Below are 21,923 nucleotides of genomic sequence, written 5' to 3'. Positions count from 1 at the left end.
TCCTTAGCGGCCAAGATAGACTTCAATCACCTGTTCGTTGGCCTGAACGTCACGCAGCGATCCTTCCGCCAGGACCCGCCCCTGATGTAACACCGTGACGTGATCGGCAATGGTCTCAACAAACCCCATATCATGCTCTACCACCATCAGAGAGTGTTTCCCCGCAAGGGTGCGAAACAGCTCGGCCGTGTATTCTGTTTCCGCATCGGTCATGCCGGCGGCGGGTTCGTCCAGCAAAAGGAGATGCGGATCCTGCACCAGCAACATGCCAATCTCCAGAAACTGTTTCTGCCCGTGCGAAAGGAGCCCTGCCAGACGATCCCGCTCGGCGTTCAGCCGCAGCAGCGCCAGCATCTCATTGATGCGGTCCCCCTGCTCGCTGCTCAGACGCGCCCGCAGGCTGGCCCAGACCGTTTTATCGCCCTTCATCGCCAGCTCAAGGTTTTGCCAGACGGTAAGCGCCTCGAAGACCGTCGGTTTTTGAAACTTACGCCCGATCCCCTGACGGGCAATCATCATCGGCTCAAGGGTGGTGAGATCGGTCGATTGATCATAAATGGCCCGCCCGCTCTGGGGGCGCGTTTTGCCGGTAATCACATCCATCAGCGTGGTTTTGCCCGCCCCGTTGGGACCGATTACGCAACGCAGCTCGCCCACGCCAATATTGAGCGAGAGATCGCTCAGGGCTTTAAAGCCATCGAAGCTGACGGTAATGTTTTCCAGCTGCAGGACCGGGTCGGTCTGGTCGCGGAAGCGATCCCCCGGCAGCTGGCGGGTAAAGAGGGTTTCGGCGGGCTGCATTATTTTTCTCCCTTACGTAACAGGCCAATCACGCCGCGCGGCAAGAACAGCGTGACGGCGATGAAAATCAGGCCGAGGAACAGCTGCCAGTATTCCGGCATCGCCACGGTAAAGACGCTTTTAGCTCCGTTGACCAGCGCCGCCCCGATCACCGGGCCAATGAGCGTGCCGCGCCCGCCCAGCGCCACCCAGATGGCGGCCTCAATGGAGTTTGTGGGCGACATTTCGCTGGGGTTGATGATGCCCACCTGCGGCACATATAGCGCACCTGCCAGCCCGCAGAGGACGGCCGAGAGAGTCCAGACCAGCAGCTTAAAGCCGCGCGGATCGTAACCGCAGAAGGTAAGGCGGTTTTCCGCGTCGCGTACCGCCGTCAAAATGCGGCCAAACTTGCTTTTCGCCAGCGCATAGCCGATAGCCAGCGAGGCGGCCAGCAGCTGCACGGTGGCAAGAAACAGTGTAATGCGCGTCGAGATGGCGGTGACCGGGAAGCCCAGCAGCGTGGTAAAACCGGTGAAGCCGTTGTTGCCGCCAAAACCGGTTTCATTGCGAAAGAAGAGCAGCATTCCGGCAAAGGTGAGTGCCTGAGTCATGATCGAGAAATAGACCCCTTTGATCTTTGACCGGAAGGCAAACCAGCCGAATACCAGCGCCAGCAGACCGGGAGCCAGAACAATCAGCGCCAGCGCCCACGCAAAGTGCTGCGTCCCCCACCAGAACCAGGGTAACTCGTTCCAGGAAAGAAACGACATAAAAGCGGGCAACGCATCGCCCGAGGCCTGACGCATCAGGTACATACCCATGGCATACCCGCCGAGGGCGAAGAAGATCCCGTGCCCCAGCGACAACATGCCCGCGTAACCCCAGACCAGATCGAGGGCCACCGCTACGATGGCGTAGCAGAGAATTTTGCCAACCAGGGTCAACATCCAGGTCGATACTGCCAGCGGATGGGTGGCCGGCAAGAGCGACAGAAAGGGCAGCACCAGGAGCGCCGCCAATAGCAGACTGCCGACAATCGGTGCGGTACGTGGCGCTTTGCGCGCCAGGGTTAATGTCAGTGGCTGGCTCATTAGTCAATTACCCTCCCTTTCAGTGCAAACAGACCCTGCGGCCGTTTCTGGATAAACAGAATAATCGCCACCAGGATGAGTATTTTGCCCAGCACGGCGCCCATCTGCGGTTCCAGAATTTTATTGAAGATACCCAGCCCGAACGCGGCCGCGACGCTACCTGCCAGCTGTCCGACGCCCCCGAGTACAACCACCAGGAAGGAGTCGATGATATAGCCCTGACCCAATTCAGGACCGACGTTGCCCAGTTGCGAAAGCGCCACGCCGCCCAGCCCGGCAATGCCGGAACCGAGGCCAAACGCCAGCATATCGACCCGCCCGGTGGGCACTCCGCAGCAGGCGGCCATATTGCGGTTTTGCGTGACTGCCCGGACGTTGAGCCCGAGACGCGTTTTGTTCAGCACCAGCCAGGTGAAGAACAGCACCATCATGACAAACACCAGCACGACAATGCGGTTCCACGGCAATATCAGGTTGGCAAAAACCTGTACCCCGCCGGAGAGCCAGCCGGGGTTCGCGACTTCGAGGTTTTGCGCCCCAAACCCCATTCGCACCAGCTGGATCAGCATCAGGCTGATGCCCCAGGTGGCGAGCAGCGTCTCCAGCGGACGGCCATACAGATGGCGGATCACCGTGCGCTCCAGCGCCATCCCAATCCCGGCAGTCAGCAGAAAGGCGACCGGCAGCGCCACCAGCGGATAGAGCGCCAGCCACTGAGGCGTGAATTGCGCCATCGCCTGCTGCACAATCCAGGTGGCGTACGCGCCCAGCATCAGCATTTCGCCATGCGCCATATTGATCACCCCCAGCAGGCCATAGGTGATCGCCAGCCCGAGCGCCGCCAGCAGTAAAATGGAGCCGAGTGACAGCCCCATAAAGGCCTGGCCCAGAAGATCGCCTATCATCAGCCGACGCTCAATCTGCTTCAGACTGTGGCTTGCCGCCGCGCGTACGCTGGCATCGGGTTCGGTTTGCGCCTGCGTGTAGGGCGTAAGCAGCGCCTGCGCCCCGGCGTCGTCCGCCTCACCCAGCGCGGTCACGGCCTGGCGGCGCACTTCTGCCTGTGGGCTGGACAGTTGCAGGCGGGCAATCGCCAGATTGAGCGCCTGGCGTAACGCCTCGTTTAGCTCGGCGTTCAGCCGCTGCTGCATAAAACCCAGCATCGCGGGCTGGGCATCCCGCTGCAGCAACTTTGCCGCAGCAAGACGATCCGTGACGTTGTCACTGATAAGCTGATGGGTTGCCAGCGCGGTGGCGGCGGCAATACGTAGACGGTTAGTCAGCCGCACCGCTTTAGGCTGCCCCTGCGGCGTCGCGGCGCTGCCCAGGGTGTCATAGCGCCCGTTGTTGCGGGTAAAGGCGTGTTTCTTTGCATCGACGTAAAGACTCTCCTGTTGCAGTGCCTGTAACAGCGGCAGCCTGGCGGGGTCCGGCGTTGTTGCCCACTCCCCGAGCAGTACCGCCTGCTGGCTGCGGCTGGCGGCAACAAAGGTATCGGCGTCCGTTGCCTGCGCCATCCCTGGCACCAGCCCGGCAAGCCACATGATGGCGATGAGTAAGCGCAGCATGCTCATGGCTGATCTCCCTGAATTTAGTTACTGGCGGTTTTGATAGGGGTGTCGGGTTTTTTATCGTTACCGGCGATAAACGGGCTCCATGGCTGAGCGCGCACCGTGGCATCGGTCTGCCAGACCACGTTGAACTGACCGTTATCTTTGATCTCACCGATCATCACTGGCTTATGGAGGTGGTGGTTGGTTTCATCCATGGTCAGGGTGAAGCCAGACGGCGCTTTAAAGGACTGGCCCGCCATGGCGGCACGGACTTTATCCACGTCGGTGGTACCGGCCTTCTCAACCGCCTGAGCCCACATATGGATCCCCACATAGGTGGCTTCCATCGGGTCATTGGTGACCACGGTATCGGCGTTCGGCAGCTTATGCGCTTTGGCGTAGGCTTTATACGCGGCCACAAACTGCTGGTTGTCAGCGTTATCGACCGATTCGAAATAGTTCCAGGCGGCCAGATTCCCCACCAGCGGTTTGGTATCAATACCGCGCAGCTCCTCTTCCCCGACCGAGAAGGCGACGACCGGCACGTCGGTAGCTTTTACCCCCTGGTTCGCCAGCTCTTTGTAGAAGGGAACGTTAGAGTCGCCGTTAATGGTAGAGACCACTGCGGTTTTGCCGCCAGCGGCGAATTTTTTGATACTGGAGACGATGGTCTGGTAGTCGCTGTGACCAAAGGGCGTATAGACCTCTTCAATATCTTTATCCTGAACCCCTTTCGAGTGCAGATAAGCGCGCAGGATTTTGTTAGTGGTGCGTGGATAGACGTAGTCGGTACCCAGCAGGAAGAAGCGCTTCGCGCTGCCGCCATCTTCACCCAACAGATACTCCACCGCCGGGATCGCCTGCTGGTTAGGTGCCGCGCCGGTGTAGAAAACGTTCGGCGACATCTCTTCCCCTTCGTACTGGACCGGATAGAAAAGCAGGCCGTTCAGCTCTTCAAATACCGGCAGAACCGATTTACGCGAGACCGAGGTCCAGCAGCCGAACACCGCGGCAACCTTATCCTGGCTCAGCAGTTGGCGCGCTTTTTCAGCAAACAGCGGCCAGTTCGAGGCGGGATCCACCACCACCGGCTCCAGCTTTTTGCCCAGTACTCCCCCTTTGGCGTTAATTTCATCAATAGTCATTAACGCCACGTCTTTCAGCGGCGTTTCAGAAATAGCCATCGTGCCGGAGAGTGAGTGCATGATGCCGACTTTGATCGTTTCAGCGGCCTGAACGCTGAAACTCATCCCCATGGCCACCACAGAGGCGGAGAGAGCAAAAACTTTTATTAAGGTACGACGGTGCATATTTTTACTCCTGAAATGAAAGCTGTGCGAAATCGTCCGCGACGACAGGACGTAGAAAGAGCAAAACATCAGTTCAGAAGTGAATGAGCAAAAAGGATGCCAGGTTGACAGCGTGCGGGTTTAGCGAGGTTTGACGGATGGAGATGGTGCAGCGGCACAGCGTTGCATTAAATAAGTGCAACGCTGTGCCTCATTTTTTACCAGACTTCGCTGGCGATGCGGGTGACCAGGCGAACCTTGTCCCACTGTTGTGCCTCGGTCAGGCTATTGCCCTCTTCCGTTGATGCAAACCCGCACTGCGGGCTGAGGCAGATTTGATCTTTAGCCACATACTGGCTCGCCTCTTCCAGACGCGCTTTCACCCCTTCTGGGTTCTCCAGCTCGCCGTTTTTGGTCGTGATCAGACCCAGCACAACCTGCTGCTTGCCCGGACGGACGAAACGAAGGGGGGCAAAATCGCCGCTGCGATCGTTATCGTACTCCAGGAAGAAAGCGTCAACGTTCACCGTGCCAAACAGAACTTCGGCCACCGGCTCGTAGCCGCCCTCCGAGATCCAGGTTGAACGGAAGTTACCGCGACAAACGTGCAGGCCGATGGTGAGGTCGTCGGGCTTGCCCTCCAGCGCTTTGTTCAGAACACGCGCATAGGTGCGGGCCAGTTGCTCGGGGTCGTCACCGCGTTCGATGATCTGCCGACGCTGGTCGTCGGAGCAGAGATAGGCCCAGACGGTGTCATCCAGTTGCAGATAGCGGCAGCCTGCCTCATAGAAGGCGTGGATCGCATCGCGCCAGGTGGTGGCCAGATCGTCAAAATAGGCATCCAGTTCAGGATAGACGGTGGCATCGATATCTTTGCGACCGCCACGGAAGTGCAGCACGCTTGGGCTGGGGATAGTCATTTTTGGCTGCGCTTCACCGCTAATGCTTTTCAGGTAGCGGAAATCTTCCAGCATTGGGTGCGCGCCAAAGCCCAGTTTGCCGGTAACCCGCACGCCGTGGGCTTTAGTCTGCACGCCGTTGAACTGAATACCCTGGCTGGAATCGTAACGCTCCACACCCTGCAGACCGTCAAAGAAATCGAAGTGCCACCAGGCGCGACGGAATTCACCATCTGTCACTACGTGCAGGCCGCAGGCGCACTGCTGCTCAACAACATGGCGGATGGCGTCATTCTCTATGGCACGCAGCGCGCTGGCATCAATCTCACCGTTGGCAAATTTCACCCGCGCTTCTTTAATGGCGTCAGGGCGTAAGAAACTGCCAACTACGTCGGCGCGGTATGGGGCGTTATGTCGCTGCATGCTTTTCTCCTTTATCTGTCGGCAGATGATTGCCGACAGTGATAATTCATCTTATGAATCTTTAGACTTCTGGATGTCTAAATGTCCAAAAAAGATGTCACATGCGACCCGCCACGGCAAACGAGAAAAATTCATGTGTGTTGAATAAAATTCATGTTGCACTCAGTCGCCGCTGGCGAAGGCGAAATTTTCATCCTCCCAGCCGGTGATCCCCCCCAGCATGATCTTTACCGGCAGTCCCAGCCGGGCGAGTTTCAGCGCCGCGCGATCGGCTCCGTTACAATGCGGCCCGGCACAGTAAACGACGAACAGCGTACCCTCCGGCCACTGAGCCATCTTTTCGGCGGTGATTTGCGACCAGGGTAAATGGATGGCACCCGGCAGGTGGCGATGGGCAAAATGCGCCGCCTGCCCGACGACGTGCAGTAACACGAAATCCTGCTGACCATTGCTCAGGGCATGGTGCACATCCGCGCAGTCGGTCTCTACGCTCAGGCGACGCAGAAAATGGGCGACCGCTTCTTGCGGCTCGGCGACGGGGAACTCGGTAACATAACTCATGGCTTTCTCCTGTGTGTCTGTGTTAACACTAGAGTAACGAGAGACGATGCCTGTGAATGCCAGCACCTATGCCAGAAAACAGCAAAAAGATGACAAACTTAAGACATATTGCGCGCCCGCGTGTGGTGGCACTGGCCTATGACGGCCTCTGTACTTTTGAGTTTGGCGTGGCGGTGGAGATCTTCGGCCTGCCGCGCCCGGAAATGGGCGAGAACTGGTATCGCTTTGCCGTGGCATCTGTGGATGGCGGCGAGCTACGGGCTACGGGCGGGATCCGCATGGTCGCCGATGGTGACCTGTCGCTGCTGCAGGAGGCGGATTTGATTGTCGTTCCTGGCTGGCGTGGCGTAGAGAGCCCGGTGCCGTCAGCGCTGTGCGAAGCCCTGCAACAGGCGCAGCAGCGAGGCTGTCATCTGCTCTCTATTTGCTCAGGCGTCTTTGTGCTGGCCGCTGCGGGGCTACTGAATGGCCAGCGCGCAACCACGCACTGGCGCTATACCCAAACCCTGAAGAGCCGCTTTCCGCGCATTAACGTGGTGGAAGATGTGCTGTATCAGGACGAGGGGCAACTGCTGACGTCCGCGGGGAGCGCTGCGGGTATTGATCTATGCCTGCACGTGGTGCGACGTGATTATGGCATGGAGGCGGCTAATGAGGTCGCGCGCCGCCTGGTGATCCCGCCCCATCGCGATGGTTCTCAGACCCAGCAGCTTAGCCGCCCCGTGGCACAACTGCGTGAAAGCCAACGGCTGGGGCAGTTATTCGATTACCTGCATCAGCATCTTACCCTGGGGCATACGGTGGGCTCCCTCGCCCAGCGCGTGGGGATGAGCCAGCGTACGTTTCTGCGACGTTTTCAGGAGGCGACCGGTACCACCCCTGCCCGCTGGCTGCTGAATGAACGCCTGACCCGCGCCAAAGAGTTTCTGGAGAACAGCCGCCTCAGTATTGACCGTATCGCCGAACAGACGGGCTTCGGTAATACCGCTACGTTGCGCCATCACTTCCGTCAGCACTTTGCCCTGTCGCCTGCCCAGTACCGCAAACAATTCTGTTCGTGAAAGCAGGCAAAAAAAACCGCCAGAGACTGGCGGTAAATGCTTGCATGGATAGATTTTGTGTTTTGGTATCTACGTTCCCGGTATTCCGTGCCGGGTTGCGGATCGTTTAATACGCTATCATGGAGAAAGTAAATGAGAGGTAAACGGCGCACAAAGAGCGGAGCTGCCCCGGCGTGATGGCTAACAGAGTGAGAATCTGCCATTTTCTACCCGGGGCCTGAGTCACTACAGAGTACTGGCGAAAACACCTAACCTTAAAGGAGGTTTCTATGTGTGGACGTTTTGCACAAGCCCAAACCCGGGAAGCGTACCTGGCGTTTCTTGCCGACGAAGCCGAGCGTGATATCGCGTACGATCCAGTTCCAATCGGCCGTTATAACGTGGCGCCGGGAACGAAAGTCTTGTTACTCAGCGAACGCGATTCACAATTACACCTCGATCCCGTTTTCTGGGGTTACGCGCCGGGGTGGTGGAATAAGCCGCCGCTGATTAATGCTCGCGTTGAGACGGCGGCCACCAGCAGGATGTTCAAGCCCCTATGGCAGCATGGACGGGCGATCTGCTTCGCAGATGGGTGGTTTGAGTGGAAGAGAGAGGGTAATAAAAAACAGCCCTGGTTTATCCACCGCGCTGATGGTCAGCCAATATTTATGGCGGCAATTGGCAGTGCGCCGTTTGAACGGGGTGACGAGGCCGAGGGTTTTGTGATTGTTACCTCCGCCGCCGATGAAGGGTTAATCGATATCCACGATCGCCGGCCACTGGTTCTGTCGCCCGACGCGGCCCGGGCGTGGATGCGTCAGGATCTCAGCGGCAAAGAAGCGGAAGCCATTATTGCCGACGGCGCCGTGCCCGCCGATAAGTTTATCTGGCACGCCGTAACGCGCGCCGTAGGGAATGTGAAGAATCAGGGGCCCGAGCTTATTGAGGCACTGTGATCTTAATTAAAAGCGATATCTAAACATCGTGACGTTCCGGTTATAATAAATCATCTTTTTTACGCGCTGCTTCCTGAATGAATTCCGAAATAATCCCGCCAGCACGATTACCAAATAAAGGTAGCTTGACACGAAATATTTTATTATCTCTTCAGTCTGATTTGCGTTTAGTTAATAAAGATTAATTCTATGACATATAACTGCGCGACTTTTAAGGCCGCTGGGTTGACTTATCTGCAATTGAAACACTTGATTGAATAAAGTTTGCTCATCGCGGTCTTCAGGTACACATTAATAATATCTTGTTGGTCTACTGGTCTGATATGCTATTGATTCTAAAATATGTCATCATTTTTTGGCATTAAACTTACAACAAGGTCAATTATGAAAAAGTTAATTATGGTTGCGCTCATTGCAGGGGCGGTATCTGGCTGCGCACAACAATCTTTCTCTGTAAACAAAGGAACTACCTTTGCACCGCAGAAAGTGACCACTCATCACTTCTTCGTTAGCGGCATTGGTCAGTCTAAACAGATCGATGCAGCACAAGTTTGTGGCTCTGCGGACAAAGTTGTTCGTACCGAAGTTCAGCAGACTTTCGTTAATGGCCTGCTGGGGGTTGTGACTTTCGGTATTTACACCCCGCGTGAAGCGCGCGTGTATTGCGCTAAATAAGCGTTCAGTCAGCGGGATATTCTCCCGCTGACCTCTCATCGTTAGGCTAAAAATCGCTTCACAATATCAATATTACTCACTCAACCCCCTGTTTTTCAGCATCGGCTCAATCTTAGGATCGTGCCCACGCCACACGCGATAAAGTTCCGCTAAATCAGTACTATTCCCACGGGATAAAATCGCTTCGCGGAATTGCTGCCCGTTCTCGCGGTTTAATCCGCCCTGCTCCACAAACCACTGATAGCCGTCGTCGGCCAGCATTTGCGTCCAGAGATAGGCGTAATAACCCGCCGCGTAACCGCCGCCGAAAATATGGGCAAAATAGCTGCTACGATAGCGTGGCGGTATGGCCGGAAGATTGAGTTGCTCTTTCTCGAGGGCTGCGGCTTCGAAGGAGTCGACATCCTGCGGTGCTTTATCGGCGCTGATACTGTGCCAGTTCATATCCAGCAGCGCGGCACTCAGCAGTTCGGTCATGTCATAGCCTTTATTAAACTGGGTGGCGCTGAGCATTTTCTCACGCAGCGCGTCCGGCATTGGCTCTCCGGTCTCGAAATGACGAGCGTAGTGGGCAAAAACCTGCGGATGGCTGGCCCAGTGTTCGTTGATCTGCGAAGGAAATTCCACAAAATCGCGCGGTGTATTGGTCCCTGAAAGCGTGGGGTAACGCTGGCTGGCAAAAAGCCCATGCAGTGTATGGCCAAATTCATGGAACAGGGTGATGACATCGTCCCAGGAGATCAGCGCAGGCTGGCCATTGGCCGGTTTCTGGTAGTTACAGACGTTGTAGATTACCGGCCGCGTGGCGAACTCATGAGATTGCTCGACGAAGTTGCCCATCCACGCGCCTCCGCCTTTCGAATCACGGGCAAAGAAATCGCCGTAGAATAGCGCCAGCCCGTCGTCGTTATCATCGAAGATCTCCCAGACGCGGACATCCGGGTGATACACCGGGATATCGCTACGCTCAACAAAGCGAATACCAAAGAGCTGGCTTGCCGCCCAAAAAACGCCATCGGTGAGCACCGTATTGAGTTCAAAGAAAGGTTTGACCTGACTCTCATCCAGCGCATATTTCGCCAGCCGCACGCGCTCGGCATAGAGAGACCAGTCCCAGGCCTGAGCCGTAAAGCCGCCTTGCTCAGCGTCAATTACATGCTGAATGTCCGCCAGCTCTTTTAGCGCGCGCCCTCGCGCCGCCGGGACAATGCCGCGCATAAACTCCAGCGCCGCCTGCGGCGTTTGCGCCATCTGGTCGGCCAGCTTCCAGTTGGCAAAACTCTCGAAGTTGAGCAGTTCAGCCTGCCGGGCACGCAGCGCGGCCAGGCGACAGACGATAGCGCGGGTATCGTTTTGGTCGCCCTTCTGCGTGCGCAGCCAACTGGCCTGAAAAAGATTTTCACGGGTTTGCCTGTCACGAAGCTGTTGCAACGCGGGCTGTTGGGTGGTGTTAAGCAGCGGAATCAACCAGCGATCCTGGAGCCCCTTCTCCTCTGCGGCCTGCGCGGCGGCGGCTACCTCTGCCGGGCTGAGACCATCAAGCTGATGGCGATAATCGAGCACCAGCCCACCCGCTTTATCCGCAGCCAGAAGCCGCTGATTGAACTGACTGGTCAGCGTCGCCGACTCGGTATTTAACGCTTTTAGTTCTTCCTTACCTGCGGCATCCAGCCGCGCGCCGGCCAGAATAAAACGCTGATAAAGCTCTTCAGTCAGGCGCAGGGATTCAGCATCCGGGGCCTGGTCAAGCCGCTGGTTATAGACAGCCTCAACGCGGTCAAAAAGGGCATCGTTAAGCCAGATATCATTTGAGAGCGCCGCCAGTTCGGTTGAAACCGCCTCCTCCAGCGCCTGCAGAGAGTCGTTGGTATGTGCTGAGGTCATGGCGAAAAAAACACTACTGACGCGCGACAGCAGCGCCCCGCTCTTTTCCAGCGCTAAAATCGTGTTGTCAAAATCAGGCGGCAGGCGCTGGCTAATGATGGCGTCAATCTCTTCACGCTTCTGGCGGATCGCTTCGTCAAAGGCCGGACGATAATCGTCGTCGTTGATACGGTCAAAAGGCGGGGCCTGGTAAGGTAACGCGCTGATTTCAAAAAAAGGATTGTGCTGCGACATGACGAACTCCTGAATAGGGTGAATCTCACCAGAGTAGGCCAGCGCGCCACTCCCTGCAATCCTGGTATCCTGTTAATAATTGCAGGTATAATCGTGGAAAATGTTTAACGGGTTCAGAGAAGACGATGACAAAACTCACCTTACAAGAGCAAATGCTCAAAGCTGGCCTGGTCACCAGCAAGAAAATGGCCAAAGTCCAGAGAACCGCTAAGAAGTCGCGCGTTCAGGCCCGTGAGGCGCGTGAAGCCGTAGAAGAGAATAAAAAGGCGCAGCAAGAGCGGGATAAGCAGCTGAGCGAACAGCAGAAGCAGGCAGTGCTCTCTAAAGAGTTCAAAGCGCAGGTGAAGCAGCTCATTGAAATGAACCGCATTCTCCTCTCTAAAGGCAATATTACCTTTAACTTTACCGACAATAACGTCATTAAAAAGCTGGAAGTGGATAAAACCACCCAGGCCCAGTTGATTAACGGACGTCTCGCCATTGCGCGTCTGGCCGTTGATAACAAACCGGAAGGCGAATACGCCATCATCCCGGCGAGCGTTGCCGAGAAAATTGCCCAGCGTGATGCCGGCAGTATTGTGTTACACAGTGCGCTGAGTCAGGAGGAGCAAGATCAGGACGATCCTTACGCCGATTTCAAGATCCCTGATGACCTGATGTGGTAAACCGCGTCAGAACGGGCTGGCATGATGTATCTCTATCACCGCATGGCTGACCGGATGGACAAAATGCAGCTCGCTGGCATGCAGCATCAACCGCAACGTCTGTTCCGTGCCCGGCTGCAGACGCCCGCCGTAGAGATCGCAGCCTAATATCGGGTGGCCCAGGTGCTGGCAATGAATGCGCAGTTGATGGGTTCGCCCGGTCTCGGGGGTAAGTGCCACCCGGCTTACTGGCAGACCGTCGCGATAAAAACGCTCCAGAGTCCGATAGCGAGAGCGTGCTGGCTTACCCTTGATAGCGCAAATCGACATCAACGGAAACAACGCAGGATCTCTAGCAATGGGCGCATCAATTACCCCTTCATCATGGCGAAGGTGGCCACAGAGCAGCGCGCTGTAGCCTTTTTTTACGATGCGCTGGCTGAACTGCTGGCAAAGCGCCGCGTTAATGGGTTTAGTGCGAGCGACCACCATCAGCCCGGATGTGCCAAAATCGAGACGATGCACCAGCGCGCATCCGGGGAATCGCTGGACCAGGCGGTAATGCACCGAATCAAGATTCTGCGGGTTTTTACCCGACAGACTGAGCAAGCCGGCAGGTTTGTTGATCAGCACCAGGTGTTCGTCCTCATAGAGGATCTCTATTTCGTCATGGCACGGTGGTGCAATAAAGGTATCAACAATGGTAGACATCAGGTCGCCCGCTGTAAGAAAGGGGGCGAATAATATCCCATTATTTACCGCTACGCGAATTGCCACGCTGCAGAGTGAATGTTACGCGCCCGCTCTGCCGATGAAAGGCAAGCGCCCTCGCCCCCTTAACTGGCGGCGCGGAAGAATGACCTCTTTTTTCTTTTCTGATTACGCAAAGTAAGCTGGGATTACACGTCCGTAAGAGCGGGAATTATTAATAACAGCGTAGATAATAAAAAACGCTTACGCCCGCCATGCTTATTAGCTCCAGCTAATAGAATCGAGCAGACCTGAAATATCCTCCCGAATTTCCATCCCGGAATCTGCTAAATCAACAATAGAAAGAATACTTTCATTGCCCAGTTGAATATTGACCTGCTCTACCACCAGCGCCAGATGCGTCATTACCGCCTGGAGCCCGTGAATGTCAACATTAACTTGATCAAGGCTGAGATAGCAGACGCCCCTCCCTGTGATTGCAAAACTTGCGCACCGGTTAGTGTAGTTTTGGTGAAAAGCCGTAATCCACTCGGCCGTTGGGCAATAATAAGGCTTTATTTGGATGCAGAGCCGTTCAACGATACCCTTATTAATAATGCACGCCGCTTTATCAAAGTCCGTCAGAGTGACAGCATGTGTCATAAAAATTGAGGCAGGCTTTTTATCAGGGTAGTTCTTATTTATGAGAGAGATACATTTCATGCTATAATACCTATCCCCTGTCTTCAACCGTCACTTTTTATGCCGCAACTTATCTGGTGTCTCGATAACTATTTCGAAGAGAAGAAAAAAGATTGTTATTTCGTGGTATTCGGCCGCAAATTTCCCATAAAGCATGATGATAATTTTAAAAAGAGTGAAAACCCGCCGGGTAGAGCAGCGTTATTAAGCTGGTTTAAAGCACACTATCCCCATATAGCGGTCGAGCCGGTATGGCCGCACAGCAGCACCAGTCTGTCGCTCTTCTTTGATCGGGAATACGATGGTTCTGTCACGATTGAGTTTGACGACGAGAGCCTGCGCACTTTCTGCGAAGAGTGGGAAGATGAAGACCAGAACGGGTGTTCCAGAGACGGGACGTTCATCTGTTATCACCTCCCTTATGCGTCGTATCTGGAAAATCGATCATGAAATGAATGTCGAACACCATAAATACAAAACCTTCTTTTCTAATTGATAGAGGAAAGGGGTTGTTTAGTTTTAAGGCGAAATGGCACCGGTATAAACAGTGAAGCTCTGCTTAAAAATGCCGATAGTGTTACTCGTAATTTATCCTGACAATCAAGGAAGCTGAACTGTGATGGATTTATCCAAATATGCAAAATCATTAAATATGGCGCAATCCTATGTTTACGCCTTTTATGATCTCGAGGATGAGACGAAGAGACCTTTTTACATTGGCAAGGGCAAAGGTGTACGCTGTATTGACCATATTAAACGCCCCGATGAATCACCCAAATCAACACAAATTAAAGCGCTTATGGCCAGAAATAGCCTGGGCATCGACATCCTTCGTCACGGCATGGAGGAATCGGCTGCGAAACTGGTAGAAGCGACCTGTATCGATCTACTAGGCGTAGATACGCTTACCAATAAAGTCCGTGGGAGTAGTTCATTAATGGGCCGCATCACGCTCGATGAACTGCACCGATTACTGCTTAAAGAAGAGACAACAATAGCGCCGGAACACGCCGGGCTGGCGTTCTTATTAAATAGCACCTACAAATCAGGCATGAGCGATCTCGCATTATATGAGGCGACGCGCGGCGTTTGGGCGAGAGTTCCGAAAGATGATAACCTCAAATTTGCCTATGCCACCTACGGTGGGCTTGTGATGGAGGTATATCAAATTGAGTGCTGGATTAAAGCAGGTTCACAACAATACTTCACCCGTGAGCTAACTCTCAAACCGGAAACCAAACGTATGGAGTTTGTGGGAAGAGTGGCCTCACAGGAGGTTCGGGATTTATATGTTGGTAAACTCATCAGTAAAAGACCAGGCTATGGCAGTCCCTTTGTTAAGGTCGGTACTGGCAATTAACCCCTAATTTATGCCCGAGGTGGCTGTTTTGCAGTGAAGAACGCGGGCACATATTCTTTTTCCTAACATCCCGCAAACCTGAAGAGTGCCAGGCTGAGCCATTACAATGCTATTATCTCTCACAGCCAACCCAATCCCCGGCACTCTTTCGGAGAAAACAATGAACCACGACATTCCCCTCAAGTTTTACGACATCGTTGACGAGTACGCTACTGAAACGGACATTGCCGTTAACGACGCCGAGCGCGACACGCTGGCGCACTATTTTCAGCTGCTGATCACCCGTTTAATGAATAACGAGGAGATCAGTGAAGAAGCCCAGCAAGAGATGGCCGCCGAGGCCGGTATTAACCCGCTGCGCATTGATGACGTTGCCAACTTCCTCAATCAGTGGGGCAATGAGTAGCCCACATTAAGGCCATGCAGCGGCCCTTACCCTGCGCCAGATCACATGCTATGGTAGTACAACACAAAAAGCGTTGAGGAACAGTGAGATGATTATTTTAGTAACTGGAGCGACCGCAGGTTTTGGTGAAAGTATTACCCGTCGTTTTGTGGCCAACGGTCACAAAGTCATTGCGACAGGCCGCCGTCAGGAGCGTTTGCAAGAGCTGAAGGATGAGCTGGGTGACAGCATTCTGACCGCGCAGCTGGACGTGCGTAACCGCGCCGCCATTGAAGAGATGATCGCAAACCTCCCTGCCGAGTGGCGTGAAATTGATGTGCTGGTTAACAACGCCGGTCTGGCGCTGGGCATGGAGCCTGCGCATAAAGCCAGCGTTGAAGACTGGGAAACGATGATCGACACCAACAACAAAGGACTGGTCTATATGACCCGTGCCGTGCTGCCGGGTATGGTTGAGCGTAACCGCGGCCATGTCATTAATATTGGCTCTACTGCGGGCAGCTGGCCTTACGCAGGGGGTAACGTTTATGGCGCCACGAAAGCTTTTGTTCGTCAATTCAGCCTCAACCTGCGTACCGATCTGCACGGCACCGCTCTTCGCGTGACCGATATCGAGCCCGGTCTGGTGGGCGGAACCGAGTTCTCTAACGTGCGCTTCAAAGGCGACGACGATAAAGCCGGTAAAACCTACGAGAATACCCAGGCCCTGACCCCAGAAGATGTCACCGAGACGGTCTGGTGGGTCGCGACCCTGCCGAAGCATGTCAATATCAACACCGTAGAGATGATGCCGGTCAGCCAGAGCTTTGCTGGCCTGAGCGTCCATCGCGGCTGATCTTCCTCTCCCGGCCTGCGGGCCGGGTATGGGATGACCGGCAAAAGAATGGTAGTATTTACCGCTTAATTCTTCGAGAAATCACAACGCATGGCCGCAGAATCGCAACTTAATCCTACACAGCCCGTCAACCAGCAAATCTACCGCATTTTGCGCCGCGATATCGTGCGTTGCCTGATTCCGCCGGGAACGCCGCTGTCGGAAAAAGAGGTCTCCGTGCGCTTTGACGTCTCACGTCAGCCAGTGCGTGAAGCTTTTATCAAACTGGCTGAAAACGGACTCATCCAGATCCGTCCGCAGCGCGGCAGCTATGTTAATAAAATCTCGCTTAATCAGGTGCGTAATGGCTGCTTCGTGCGCCAGGCTATTGAGTGTGCGGTGGTCCGTCGCGCCGCCAGCCAGGTAAACGACAATCAGTGTTATTTGCTGGAACAAAATCTGCACCAGCAGCGTATAGCCATTGAGCGCAAGCAACTTAATGACTTTTTCCAGCTCGACGACGAATTCCACCAGAAGCTGGCGCAAATCGCCGACTGCCAGCTGGCCTGGGATACGGTTGAAAACATTAAGGCGACTATCGATCGGGTGCGTTATATGAGCCTTGACCATGTCTCCCCGCCCGAGATGCTGTTACGCCAACACTACGATATTTTCAGCGCGCTGGAAAAACGCGATGGGGATGCGGTGGAAAAGGCGATGACGCTGCATCTGCAAGAGATTGGCGAGTCCGTGCAGTTAATTCGTCAAGAAAATAGCGACTGGTTTAGCGAAGAGTAATGCTGCCGCATCCTGTTATATTACCAGGATGCGGCAAAATAATTAGCGAACCACTAATACCGGAATTTTGGCATAGCGTAAGACGGATTCGGCATTTGAGCCTAACAGATGGGTGGTGACGCCCGGTTTTTTTGAGCCAATAACAATCACGTCATATTCACCGTCAGCACTCATGGCAATGATTTCGTCACGCACATTACCGAATCGTACCCGCGTCTGAATATTTTCCGGCGCAATATCGAATAGCCGCTTCAACTCATTCATCTTCTTTTCTGACTCTTGCGTCATATAGTTTTCAAACTTTTTAATGTCTGACGAGAAACCTCTTAACATGGCGCGTCCGCTGACCGGCAGAATGTTTAATAGCGTGATGGTGGCATTATCAGCCATAGCGAGAAAAGAAGCATGGCGCACCGCTTTATCGCTTAAATCCATTTCAAAGACATCGACAGGCATCAATATTCTTTTGTACATCGTCTCTCTCCTTATTGCGCTAGCCAGATTGCTTAACGGTATTAAGAGTGACACGATGAAATCAAACCATTCCTAAACAGTCCCGTCAGGAAATTACCTTAAGAGGTAAAGAAATGTCGGCCTGAGTTATTCTTGCTGTGAGATAAAAAAGTGTGAGTTTGATCAAAAACAAAAAAACGGCTGCGCTACAGGCGTATTAATACTATCCCGTGAGCGGCAAGAACCATCACGTCGCTTCGGTTAGCATTAGAGGAGAAATATGATGATGACTTACGACCGCAACCGTAACGCAATTTCCACCGGCAGCCGGGTAATGATTAACAGCACCGGCACTACAGGCACCATCCGCGCGATTCATAGCGAAGGGCTGAGCGCCGCTCAGGTACGCCGCAGCAAAACGGTAGAAGTCGAGGGCGTAGAAGGCCGATTCGAACCGGTTGAACTCATCCGCCTCGGTTTGCATTAAGAGGACGAATCATGCCGCCGCGCACGGCGGCATGTCCTGACTCAGCGGGAAGAGGCGTACTGCGCCACCGTCGCCTTCGCTCCCAGCTTCAACAGCGTGAGATAAGCCTGTTTCACCGCCTCAACGAAGATTTCATCCTGCGGTAATTCATTGCCGAAAATCGCTTCAATACCCAACAGCGCCGTGACCCGACTCACCCCTTCTTCACTGTGCTGTACCGCCGCCTGAATAACCGGCAGCAGCGGGTCGCACACCTCGATAGGTTGTCCCTGCTCATCTACTCCGCTCACATAGCGCATCCAGCCCGCCACGCCCAGCGCCAACAGCGGGAAGCTACGTTGATGTGCCCGATGCCAGCGCACGGAGTCGAGCATTCGCTGCGGCAGTTTCTGGCTACCGTCCATGGCGATCTGCCAGGTGCGGTGACGCAACGCCGGATTGCTGTAGCGGGCAATTAACAGCTCAGCATAACGGTGAAGATCCACCCCTTTCACCTTCAACGTGGGCGCCTGCTCCTGGAGCATCAGCGCCTGCGCTGCGTGGCGGTAGTTCGTATCTTCCATGCAGTCATTGATATGCTGATAATCCGCCAGATAGCCCAGATAGGCGAGGAAGGAGTGGCTGCCGTTTAACATACGCAGCTTCATCTCTTCGAAGGGGACAACATCTGCAACCAGCTCCGCCCCTGCCTTTTCCCACGCCGGTCGCCCTGCTACAAAGTTATCCTCTACTACCCACTGGCGGAAGGGTTCACAGGCAACCCCGGCAGGGTCGCGTACGCCGGTGATGTGCGCGATTTTATCCAGCGTATCGGCGGTAACGGCAGGCACAATACGATCCACCATGGTGGACGGGAAGGTGACGTTCGCTTCAATCCATTCCGCCAGCTCGCTTTCTACCGCCCGGGCGTAAGCACAAATAACATTTCGGGTAACGTGACCATTTTCAGGCATGTTGTCACACGACATCACGGTAAAGGCCGACAGCCCTCGCTGTTTGCGACGAGATAGCGCCTCGACCACCACGCCGGGAGCAGATTTTGGCTGATGGGGGTTTTGCAGGTCTGCCACGATAAACGGATGATCGAGCATCAGTTCCCCGCAGGCAGGTGCATGGCAATAACCTTTTTCCGTAATGGTCAGCGAAACGATGGCGATTTGCGGGTCGCACAAGGCTGCCAGCACGGTTTCCAGGCCGTCCACATCCACATGCAGCGCTTTTGTGACCACCCCAACAATGCGTGCAGTCCAGGCATCGGCAGACATTTCCGCTACGGTATAGAGGTTATCCTGCGCGCGAAGATCGGCAATTTGCTGCTCACCGCCGATCAAATTAACCTCGCAGTATCCCCAGTCGCTGCCCTGCTCTGCCGCCAGGATATCGGTGTAGACTGCCTGATGCGCACGGTGGAATGCACCAAAACCGAGATGAACAATGCGCGTTTGCAGGGTATTTCGATCGTAGCGCGGGAGCGTCGCGTTTGCCTTTAATAACGGATTTTCCATAATTGACTCTTTTAGCGGTGATTTATCTCAGGCGCGTCGCCGCGTCCCAGAGGAGTCGCGGCGGCACCGGCTTACTAAACTAACTAGAATGGTAGAAGCTATAAAAAAGAGAGCTGCCATCTACCATACTGATTGTTGAAGCCGGGTTATTGATTTACGTTAACTTTTAGGTAAGTGGTGTGATAGCTATTAAAAGCTGTGTGACAACATTCGCCATCAGGATAAAGCGCCCTGCTTAGCGCGTGCGCCATCCCGCGCAGGCTTTGCTTCGGCTGCATCTTCCAGGGCGCTCAGATCGCGATCACGCACTTCGGGCATCAACACGGCAGAGACCAGACAAATCACCGAGTAGACCACCACCATGACCGCGATCGGCCACCAGGCGCCGGTCATATTGCAGAAAATTCCTGCCAGCACCGGACCGAAGCCCACCGCCACCAGCCCCCCCGCCTCTTTCGAGATCGCCATGCGGGTAAAGCGATTACGCGAGCCAAACATCTCCGCCATGGTAATGTTTTCCAGTGCAAACAGCCCCAGCACCGCGACGTTGTGGATGATGATAATGGACGCCATGATCACCCCTGGCGCGTTGGCTTTGTCGACGATAATCGACAGCATCGGCCAGGCCAGAAGAATGGCCGAAATATTGAGGATAATATAGGGTAAGCGACGACCAAACTTATCTGAGAGCCAGCCCAGCAGTGGAATCGAGATAAAGCCCAGGAACGAACTGATCATCAGCGCATCGGTAGGGATGCTCTTATTAAACAGCAGCGTCTGTACCAGATAGCCCGCCAGGAACGTCTGAATCAACCCGGAGTTACCCGCCTGACCAAAGCGCAAGCCGGTCGCCAGCCAGAAGGATTTGCTTTTGAACATTGCCCCCAGAGTGCTCTCCTGCGGCGCAGTCACGGCTGGCGCCTCTTCGGCATTCACCTTTTCAAAGACCGGGCTCTCTTTCAGGTTCATACGCAACCAGATAGCAAAGATCATGACCACCACGCTTGCAAGGAACGGGATACGCCAGCCCCATGCCACCAGCTCTTCCCGGTCGAGGGCAAAGAACATAATCGCCCAGATCGCAGTGGCGCTCAGGGTGCCGCAGTTGGTGCCCATCGCCACCAGTGAAGAGATGATCCCGCGTTTACCTTTCGGCGCATACTCCGCCAGCATGGTGCCTGCCCCGGAGATTTCCGCCCCGGCGCCCAGCCCCTGGATGATACGCAGCGTGACCAGCAACACCGGCGCAAAAATCCCGATCTGCGCATAAGTAGGCAGCACGCCAATCAGGGTGGTGCAGATCCCCATCATGGTAATGGTGATAAATAGCACTTTTTTACGGCCAATGCTGTCGCCCATTTTCCCGAAAATAAAGGCCCCCACGATACGGGCGATATACCCCGCGCCGTAGGTACCCATCGCCAGGATCAGGGCCATTGCGGCAGACTGTTCCGGGAAGAAAATCTCGTGAAAGACCAGCGCGGCGCCCAGCGAGTAGAGCTGAAAATCCATAAATTCGAGTGCAGTCCCAAGCCAGCCCGAGACTGCGGCTTTGACGAGATCAGAGGTGCTTCTTTCATGTTGTACTTGAGTCATATTGGCTATCTCAACAGGGTAAGATGCGTACTACCAAACCGCATTCGTCATAATTAAGAGAACGTCAGTAATACCTTGCAGCAGTGCCGCTGGTCTTTTTCAAAGCGTTCAATGGCGTCTTTAACATCGTGATAATCAAAGGTATGGGTAATAAGTTTGTCGGGGTCGATAAGTCCCTGCTCGAGCCAGCTAATCACCACCGGGAACTTATTGGCATTCAGTCGCGACGAGAAGATCGACAACTCTTTGCCGGTGATCCCTTGCTGGATAACCTGGCTTGGCTCGCTGGAAAAGCCCATCAGCACAATACGTGCCGCAGGGGATGCCAGCGTAACGGCTTCCTGCAAAATCGACGGATGACAGGCCGCGTCGATGATTAACGTCGGTTTGATCCCTTTTGCTTCCAGCTCTGCCTGCAGTGAACGATTGCCGTTGTTAATCACCCAGTCCGCACCGCTGCGTTGCGCCATCTCCAGACGCTCGTCGATACGATCGACCACGATGACCTGACTGACGTTGTACACCCCTTTGAGCGCCTGAGTGGTAACCAGGCCCATGGGGCCCGCCCCATAAATCAAGGCCACATCCTGTTCCAGAGGGCTGGCATGTCCGGTGACGTTCGCGGCAATCGTGAAGGGCTCCACCATGACCGCATGTCTGTCGCTGATGGTATCCGGGATGGGCCAGGCATTTTTTTCTGGCACCACGGTATACTCGCTAAAGCCGCCGTCACGGTGCACCCCCAGCACCACCAGTGAGGTACAGACATTGGGCTTACCCACCGAACAGGGATAGCAGTGGCCGCAGCTGATCACCGGGTCGACAGAGACTCGCTGCCCTATGCGCGCGTGGTCAACCCCCTCGCCCACGGCATCAATCACACCAAAGAATTCATGACCGATGACCCGTGGATATTTGGCGAAGGGGTTATGGCCACGATAGATATGGCTATCGGAACCACAAATTCCCGCCAGCTTCACCTTAACCCGCACCTCCCCGGCTGCGGGCTCTGCCCGCGGTCGCTCTTCAATGACCAGCTCTTCAGGTTTCTGGATGACGATACTTTTCATCTTCTGC

General features: G+C 54.7%; 23 protein-coding genes. 10 read left to right on the top strand and 13 right to left on the bottom strand.

Annotation, left to right across the window (positions count from 1 at the left end; translation table 11 throughout):
- Positions 1 to 3: 3 nt before the first annotated feature.
- The 6 genes from urtD to B3511_RS09190 form a co-directional block, all read right to left on the bottom strand.
- A complete protein-coding gene (gene urtD / locus B3511_RS09215) occupies positions 4 to 801 on the bottom strand; it encodes an urea ABC transporter ATP-binding protein UrtD (RefSeq protein WP_286781907.1) in 798 nt (265 codons plus the stop codon).
- Positions 801 to 1,874 carry an urea ABC transporter permease subunit UrtC gene (urtC, locus tag B3511_RS09210; protein ID WP_286781905.1) on the bottom strand — a complete coding sequence of 358 codons (1,074 nt, stop codon included), beginning with the start codon at positions 1,872 to 1,874 and terminating at the stop codon, positions 801 to 803. Before urtC ends, urtD begins: the two co-directional genes overlap by 1 nt.
- A complete protein-coding gene (gene urtB / locus B3511_RS09205; RefSeq protein ID WP_286781903.1) occupies positions 1,874 to 3,448 on the bottom strand; it encodes an urea ABC transporter permease subunit UrtB in 1,575 nt (524 codons plus the stop codon). Before urtB ends, urtC begins: the two co-directional genes overlap by 1 nt.
- 17 nt (positions 3,449 to 3,465) lie before the next feature.
- The gene (gene urtA, locus B3511_RS09200; protein ID WP_286781901.1) at positions 3,466 to 4,737 is read right to left on the bottom strand and encodes an urea ABC transporter substrate-binding protein; all 1,272 of its coding nucleotides are present in this window, start codon (positions 4,735 to 4,737) and stop codon (positions 3,466 to 3,468) included.
- 197 nt (positions 4,738 to 4,934) lie between these two features.
- On the bottom strand, positions 4,935 to 6,038 hold the full coding sequence (locus tag B3511_RS09195; protein WP_046885592.1) for a cobalamin-independent methionine synthase II family protein: 1,104 nt from the start codon (positions 6,036 to 6,038) through the stop codon (positions 4,935 to 4,937).
- A gap of 162 nt (positions 6,039 to 6,200) precedes the next feature.
- Positions 6,201 to 6,599 carry a rhodanese-like domain-containing protein gene (locus tag B3511_RS09190; protein ID WP_286781899.1) on the bottom strand — a complete coding sequence of 133 codons (399 nt, stop codon included), beginning with the start codon at positions 6,597 to 6,599 and terminating at the stop codon, positions 6,201 to 6,203.
- A 68-nt stretch (positions 6,600 to 6,667) separates the two neighbouring features.
- On the opposite strand from B3511_RS09190, the gene ftrA reads away from it, so the two are divergent.
- From ftrA to B3511_RS09175, 3 genes are all read left to right on the top strand, one after another.
- Positions 6,668 to 7,660, top strand: a complete 993-nt coding sequence (ftrA, locus tag B3511_RS09185; RefSeq protein ID WP_286783672.1) for a transcriptional regulator FtrA — start codon at positions 6,668 to 6,670, stop codon at positions 7,658 to 7,660.
- 269 nt (positions 7,661 to 7,929) lie between these two features.
- Positions 7,930 to 8,598 carry an SOS response-associated peptidase gene (locus B3511_RS09180; RefSeq protein ID WP_286781897.1) on the top strand — a complete coding sequence of 223 codons (669 nt, stop codon included), beginning with the start codon at positions 7,930 to 7,932 and terminating at the stop codon, positions 8,596 to 8,598.
- A gap of 384 nt (positions 8,599 to 8,982) precedes the next feature.
- A complete protein-coding gene (locus B3511_RS09175) occupies positions 8,983 to 9,273 on the top strand; it encodes a Bor family protein (RefSeq protein WP_166182385.1) in 291 nt (96 codons plus the stop codon).
- A 72-nt stretch (positions 9,274 to 9,345) separates the two neighbouring features.
- Here the strand turns inward: B3511_RS09175 and dcp are convergent, their stop codons facing one another.
- Positions 9,346 to 11,391 carry a peptidyl-dipeptidase Dcp gene (dcp, locus tag B3511_RS09170; RefSeq protein ID WP_286781894.1) on the bottom strand — a complete coding sequence of 682 codons (2,046 nt, stop codon included), beginning with the start codon at positions 11,389 to 11,391 and terminating at the stop codon, positions 9,346 to 9,348.
- A 125-nt stretch (positions 11,392 to 11,516) separates the two neighbouring features.
- On the opposite strand from dcp, the gene B3511_RS09165 reads away from it, so the two are divergent.
- Positions 11,517 to 12,056 carry a DUF2058 domain-containing protein gene (locus tag B3511_RS09165; RefSeq protein WP_286781892.1) on the top strand — a complete coding sequence of 180 codons (540 nt, stop codon included), beginning with the start codon at positions 11,517 to 11,519 and terminating at the stop codon, positions 12,054 to 12,056.
- A gap of 6 nt (positions 12,057 to 12,062) precedes the next feature.
- Here the strand turns inward: B3511_RS09165 and B3511_RS09160 are convergent, their stop codons facing one another.
- Both B3511_RS09160 and B3511_RS09155 read right to left on the bottom strand, forming a co-directional pair.
- Positions 12,063 to 12,746: an RluA family pseudouridine synthase gene (locus B3511_RS09160; RefSeq protein ID WP_286781890.1), complete on the bottom strand. Its 684-nt coding sequence runs from the start codon at positions 12,744 to 12,746 to the stop codon at positions 12,063 to 12,065.
- 261 nt (positions 12,747 to 13,007) lie between these two features.
- Positions 13,008 to 13,448, bottom strand: coding sequence for a hypothetical protein (locus B3511_RS09155; RefSeq protein WP_286781888.1), 441 nt, complete (start codon positions 13,446 to 13,448; stop codon positions 13,008 to 13,010).
- A 39-nt stretch (positions 13,449 to 13,487) separates the two neighbouring features.
- Between B3511_RS09155 and B3511_RS09150 the strand changes: the two genes are divergently transcribed.
- The 5 genes from B3511_RS09150 to B3511_RS09130 all read left to right on the top strand — a co-directional run bounded on the left by B3511_RS09150 (position 13,488) and on the right by B3511_RS09130 (position 16,805).
- Positions 13,488 to 13,877 (top strand): hypothetical protein, encoded by a 390-nt coding sequence (locus B3511_RS09150; protein WP_286781886.1) that lies wholly within the window; start codon positions 13,488 to 13,490, stop codon positions 13,875 to 13,877.
- A gap of 166 nt (positions 13,878 to 14,043) precedes the next feature.
- Positions 14,044 to 14,787, top strand: a complete 744-nt coding sequence (locus B3511_RS09145; protein WP_046885574.1) for an LEM-3-like GIY-YIG domain-containing protein — start codon at positions 14,044 to 14,046, stop codon at positions 14,785 to 14,787.
- A 160-nt stretch (positions 14,788 to 14,947) separates the two neighbouring features.
- Entirely contained in the window at positions 14,948 to 15,193 is a 246-nt protein-coding gene (locus B3511_RS09140; RefSeq protein ID WP_046885573.1) for a YmjA family protein, read from the top strand.
- A gap of 88 nt (positions 15,194 to 15,281) precedes the next feature.
- A complete protein-coding gene (gene ydfG, locus B3511_RS09135) occupies positions 15,282 to 16,028 on the top strand; it encodes a bifunctional NADP-dependent 3-hydroxy acid dehydrogenase/3-hydroxypropionate dehydrogenase YdfG (RefSeq protein WP_046885572.1) in 747 nt (248 codons plus the stop codon).
- A gap of 90 nt (positions 16,029 to 16,118) precedes the next feature.
- Entirely contained in the window at positions 16,119 to 16,805 is a 687-nt protein-coding gene (locus B3511_RS09130; RefSeq protein WP_040075785.1) for a GntR family transcriptional regulator, read from the top strand.
- A gap of 42 nt (positions 16,806 to 16,847) precedes the next feature.
- Here B3511_RS09130 and B3511_RS09125 read toward each other — a convergent pair whose 3' ends face one another.
- Entirely contained in the window at positions 16,848 to 17,279 is a 432-nt protein-coding gene (locus B3511_RS09125; protein WP_286781882.1) for a universal stress protein, read from the bottom strand.
- A 262-nt stretch (positions 17,280 to 17,541) separates the two neighbouring features.
- On the opposite strand from B3511_RS09125, the gene ydfZ reads away from it, so the two are divergent.
- Entirely contained in the window at positions 17,542 to 17,745 is a 204-nt protein-coding gene (gene ydfZ, locus B3511_RS09120) for a putative selenium delivery protein YdfZ (protein ID WP_040075787.1), read from the top strand.
- A gap of 41 nt (positions 17,746 to 17,786) precedes the next feature.
- On the opposite strand, the gene B3511_RS09115 is transcribed toward ydfZ, so the two are convergent.
- The 3 genes from B3511_RS09115 to B3511_RS09105 all read right to left on the bottom strand — a co-directional run bounded on the left by B3511_RS09115 (position 17,787) and on the right by B3511_RS09105 (position 21,916).
- On the bottom strand, positions 17,787 to 19,250 hold the full coding sequence (locus B3511_RS09115) for a mannitol dehydrogenase family protein (protein ID WP_286781880.1): 1,464 nt from the start codon (positions 19,248 to 19,250) through the stop codon (positions 17,787 to 17,789).
- 216 nt (positions 19,251 to 19,466) lie between these two features.
- Complete coding sequence (locus B3511_RS09110; protein ID WP_286781878.1) at positions 19,467 to 20,846, bottom strand: MFS transporter; 1,380 nt, start codon at positions 20,844 to 20,846, stop codon at positions 19,467 to 19,469.
- A gap of 53 nt (positions 20,847 to 20,899) precedes the next feature.
- On the bottom strand, positions 20,900 to 21,916 hold the full coding sequence (locus B3511_RS09105) for a Zn-dependent oxidoreductase (RefSeq protein ID WP_286781876.1): 1,017 nt from the start codon (positions 21,914 to 21,916) through the stop codon (positions 20,900 to 20,902).
- Positions 21,917 to 21,923 lie beyond the last annotated feature (7 nt).

This window comes from Leclercia sp. UBA1284, from assembly GCF_002308415.1.
In the GTDB taxonomy this organism is placed as follows: Bacteria; Pseudomonadota; Gammaproteobacteria; order Enterobacterales; family Enterobacteriaceae; genus Enterobacter; species Enterobacter pneumoniae.
The sequence above is the reverse complement of the archived record's forward strand: the minus strand, read 5'-3'. Positions and strand labels throughout refer to the sequence as shown.